Annotated in this window: 4 protein-coding genes; all 4 read left to right on the plus strand. The window is 65.5% G+C overall.

Annotated features, from left to right (window positions below):
* On the plus strand, positions 1–446 hold a 446-nt coding region (locus tag AC1DU6_RS20105; RefSeq protein ID WP_477859121.1), incomplete at its 5' end, for a sigma-70 family RNA polymerase sigma factor.
* Positions 440–988, plus strand: coding sequence for an RseA family anti-sigma factor (locus AC1DU6_RS20110; RefSeq protein WP_056204253.1), 549 nt, complete (start codon positions 440–442; stop codon positions 986–988). The genes AC1DU6_RS20105 and AC1DU6_RS20110, both read left to right, overlap by 7 nt.
* Before the next feature lie 55 nt (positions 989–1,043).
* The gene (locus AC1DU6_RS20115) at positions 1,044–2,513 is read left to right on the plus strand and encodes a Do family serine endopeptidase (RefSeq protein WP_477859123.1); all 1,470 of its coding nucleotides are present in this window, start codon (positions 1,044–1,046) and stop codon (positions 2,511–2,513) included.
* A gap of 514 nt (positions 2,514–3,027) precedes the next feature.
* On the plus strand, positions 3,028–4,836 hold the full coding sequence (lepA, locus tag AC1DU6_RS20120; protein ID WP_477859125.1) for a translation elongation factor 4: 1,809 nt from the start codon (positions 3,028–3,030) through the stop codon (positions 4,834–4,836).
* The last annotated feature ends 22 nt before the right edge of the window (positions 4,837–4,858 follow it).

Below are 4,858 nucleotides of genomic sequence, written 5' to 3' on the forward strand. Positions count from 1 at the left end.
ATACACGGCCAGGAAAGTCTGCCGTGTATCGCGCATTGCCGGCCTTTCGCGGTGAGAGCGCGTTCTACACCTGGGTCTACCGCATCGCGATCAACGCGGCCAAACGCCACAACGCCCATCGCGCCCGCCAGCGGCCCGTCGAATCCCTGGACGACGGCGAGGGAACTTTCGGCACCGACGCGACTCCAAGCGACGATGCGACCCCCGAGGCCCTGCTCGCCGGTCGCCAGCTGGCACGGGAACTGGACGACGCGGTCGCAGCCCTGGCCGAGGATCAGCGCCGGGCGCTGTTGCTGCGAGAGGTGGATGGCTTGAGCTACGACGAGATCGGCGACCTGATGAACTGCCCGCCGGGCACCGTGCGCTCGCGCATCTTCCGCGCCCGCGAGGCCGTCGCGGCGCGGCTGCGGCCGCTGCTGGGCGGCGGCGGAGGGCGGCGATGGTGAGCGCTGCCGACAACTCACTGAACGAAGCGCTGTCCGCCGTCATGGACGGCCGCGCCACGCCGGTCGATTGGGCGCGCGTGAACGCGGCCTGGGCGAGCGACCCGGGCCTGCGCGAGCGCTGGGCGCTCTGGCATGCGGCCGGTGATGGCCTTCGCGCCACCGAACTGCCGGAACTGCACCGGCAACCTCAAGCGCTGCTCGCAGCCCTGCATGCGCAATTACCGGCCGAGGTGGTCGACCACCCGCGCCGACGCGACTGGCTGGCGCCCGTCGCGGTGGCCGCCAGCTTCGTGGCCCTGGCCCTGGGCGTTGGCCTGCTGCGGCCTGCGCCTGCGCCGGACGCCCAGGTCGCCGCTGCACCGAACACAACACCGCGCGCGCAGGGACTTGGCGGCCTTAGCTTTGCGCAGACCGCTGCAGGCCGTACCCTGCCTGCCGTTGGCGCGGCGCGGGAGGCCGGATTGCCAGGAGAGGCGCCGGCAGAGATCATTGATTGGGGCTTGGCCCTGCCGGAATCCGCCGCCTCGCAGTCCCGTCCTTGAAGTGACGCTTCGATGCCCCATCTGCCTTGTCCTGCTGAATCCCTGGAACTCCCTTATGCACGCTGAGACCCGCCTTCACCCCGCGCGCGCGCGCTTTCTGTTTTCCGGCACGGCGCTGGCGCTTGCGCTGACGCTGGGGCAGGCACCCGCCACGGCGCAGTCGCGCGAGCTGCCGGACTTCGCCGAGATCGTGGAGCGCGTCGGCCCAGCGGTCGTCAACATCCGTACCGCCGAGAAGGTCAAGATGGCCGAAGGCCAGGCGGAGATGAACGAGCAGATGCAGGAGTTCTTCCGCCGCTTCGGCATCCCTGTGCCCAACCAGCGCCGCGGCGCGCCGCGCGGTGGCGGCACGCCCGACGACGACGGCCCCATGCGCCGTGGTGTCGGCTCCGGCTTCGTCCTCAGCGCCGATGGCTACGTGCTGACCAATGCCCATGTCGTGCAGGGCGCTGACGAAGTCATCGTCAMGCTGACGGACAAGCGCGAACTCAAGGCCAAGCTCATCGGTGCCGACCAGCGCTCCGACGTGGCGGTCGTGAAGGTGGAGGCGACCGGCCTGCCGGTAGTGAAGGTCGGCGACAGCAACAAGTCACGCGTCGGCGAATGGGTCATGGCCATCGGCTCGCCTTTCGGCCTGGAGAACACGGTGACGGCCGGCATCATCAGCGCCAAGCAGCGCGACACAGGCGATCTGCTGCCGCTGATCCAGACCGACGTGGCCATCAACCCCGGCAACTCCGGCGGACCGCTCGTCAACATGCGCGGCGAGGTCATTGGCATCAATTCGCAGATCTACAGCCAGAACGGCGGCTACATGGGCATCTCGTTTGCGATCCCCATCGCCGACGCGATCCGCGTGGCCGATGAGCTGCGCGCTGGCGGGCGTGTCGTGCGCGGCTACCTGGGCGTGCTGCCGGACGACATCACCAAGGAAATCGCCGAGGCCATCGGTCTGGGCAAGCCGCAGGGCGCCGTGATCCGCTCCGTCATCGCCGGCAGCCCGGCCGAGAAGGCGGGAGTGGAAGGCGGCGACGTCGTCACCAAGGTCGACGGCAAGACCGTCGACAAGGCGGCCGACTTGCGCCGCCTCGTGGCCAATGTGAAGCCCGGCGCCAAGACGACGCTGACCGTCTTCCGCCGCGGTGCGACCAAGGATGTTGTCGTCACCATTGGCGAAGACGAGCGCAGCAAGAAGCCGGGTAGCGGCAGCGAAGGCGGCAACGAGCCAGCGCCGGCGGCGACGGCACCCAGCGCGGCCCTTGGCCTGAAGGTGTCGGAACTGACCGATGCGCAGCGCAAGGAAATGAAGCTCAAGTCCGGTGTCAAGGTCGACAATGCCGCGGGTGCAGCCGCTCGCGCCGGGCTGCGCGAGGGCGACCTCATCCTGTCGGTGGACAACGTCGAGGTGTCCTCGGTGAAGGCCTTCCAGGCCCAGATCGCCAAGGCGGACAAGAACAAGGCGATGAATCTGGTCGTGCGGCGGGAGGACGTCACCAGCTTCGTGCTGCTCAAACCGGCCAAGTGAGGCGGCAAAACCTGGGCTGTCTGCTCGGGCTTTCCGCGATGCGGTAAGCCCGCTGGGCGCCMCGACCCGGGTTGTCCACTGAATATGGAAGTTGGCGCTGGCTAACTCTTAGATAAAGGCGGGGATTGTTCGCGTCCGCCGCTAAAATGGCGGCTTGATGYGTCCTGGAACGGGTGTCTGACGGTGGAATCGACGCCCACCGGCAACGCCTTGATTTGATCCACAGGCGATCCACAGGAACTTGTGGATAACCTGTGGTTAAAATTCCTTGTTGGCAGCCTGCAACGACCGGAAAACCAATACTGGTGCGGCTTCCCGGCTGGGCCTTTTGGCTACAATGAAGGCCCAACAAGCAGTTGCCATACCTTTTGTTGGAAGGCACGTCGCCTCTTCGACGTGCCTTTTTTTTAGCTGTAGCACGCCGCTTCGCGGCTTCACATCGCAAGCGATGTGAGCTTGCGCTGCAACGGCCTTCGCCGTTGTGTCCTGCTCCGTTGGCGTGCCCCCGATCTCCATGAATCACATCCGCAACTTCTCCATCATTGCCCACATCGACCACGGCAAGAGCACGTTGGCCGACCGCATCATTCAGCGCTGCGGCGGCTTGAGCGATCGCGAGATGGAAGCGCAGGTGCTGGACTCGATGGATCTCGAGCGTGAGCGCGGCATCACGATCAAGGCGCAAACCGCGGCACTCCAGTACAAGGCCAAGGACGGCCAGATCTACAACCTCAATCTGATCGACACGCCGGGGCATGTGGACTTCTCTTATGAAGTCAGCCGTTCGCTGTCGGCCTGCGAAGGCGCGCTGCTCGTCGTCGATGCCTCGCAAGGTGTCGAGGCGCAGACGGTGGCCAACTGCTACACGGCGCTGGACCTGGGCGTCCAGGTCGTGCCGGTGCTGAACAAGATGGACCTGGCATCCGCCGACCCAGAGAACGCCAAGGCGGAGATCGAGGACGTCATCGGCATYGACGCCGATGACGCGATTCCTTGCTCGGCCAAGACCGGCATGGGCATCGACGAGATCATCGAGGCCGTCATTGCCCGCATGCCGGCGCCGCGCGGCAACCCGGACGGCCCGCCGCGCGCGATGATCATCGACGCCTGGTTCGACAACTACGTCGGCGTCGTCATGCTGGTGCGCGTGGTGGATGGTGAGCTCAAGAAGGGCGAGCGCATCCGCATGATGAACACCAACTCGGTGTACCCGATCGAGCACATGGGGGTGTTCACGCCCAAGAGCGAGAACCGCGATGGCTTGAAGGCCGGCGAGGTGGGCTTCATCATCTGCGGCATCAAGGAGCTGGCGGCGGCCAAGGTCGGCGACACCGTCACGCTGGAAAAGAAGCTGCCCAACAATGCCGGCCCGGCCACCGAGGCTTTGCCCGGCTTCAAGGAAATCCAGCCTCAGGTCTTCGCGGGCCTGTATCCGACCGAGGCCAGTGAGTATGACCAGCTGCGCGATGCGCTGGAAAAACTCAGCCTCAACGACTCGTCGCTGCGCTACGAGCCCGAGGTCAGCCAGGCGCTGGGCTTTGGCTTTCGCTGCGGCTTCCTGGGCCTGCTGCACATGGAGATCGTGCAGGAGCGGCTGGAGCGCGAGTTCGACCAGGATCTCGTCACCACCGCGCCCAGCGTCATCTACGAAGTCGAGATGAACGACGGCGAGGTCATCCAGGTCGAGAACCCGTCCAAGATGCCCGAGATCGGCCGCATGAAGGAGATCCGTGAGCCCATCGTCACGGTGCACCTCTACATGCCGCAGGATTACGTCGGCGTCGTCATGRCGCTGGCCAATCAGAAGCGCGGCGTGCAGCTCAACATGGCCTATCACGGCAAGCAGGTCATGCTGACCTACGAGATCCCGCTGGCCGAGATCGTGCTGGACTTCTTCGACAAGCTCAAGAGCGCCTCGCGCGGCTACGCCTCCATGGACTACGAGTTCAAGGAATACCGCGCGGCCGACGTCGTCAAGGTCGACATCATGATCAACGGCGAGAAGGTCGACCCGCTGTCCATGATCGTGCATCGCAGCCAGAGCCAGTACCGCGGCCGCGGCGTGGCCGCCAAGATGCGCGAGCAGATCCCGCGCCAGATGTACGACGTGGCCATCCAGGCCGCCATCGGCGCCAACATCATCGCCCGCGAGAACATCAAGGCGCTGCGCAAGAACGTGCTGGCAAAATGCTACGGTGGTGACATCACCCGCAAGCGCAAGCTGCTGGAAAAGCAAAAGGCCGGCAAGAAGCGCATGAAGCAGATCGGCTCCGTGGAAGTGCCGCAAGAAGCCTTCCTCGCCATCCTGCAAGTCGACGATTAACTCCCCATGCCCCTTCAATCGA

This window comes from Roseateles sp. P5_B10, from assembly GCF_056400485.1.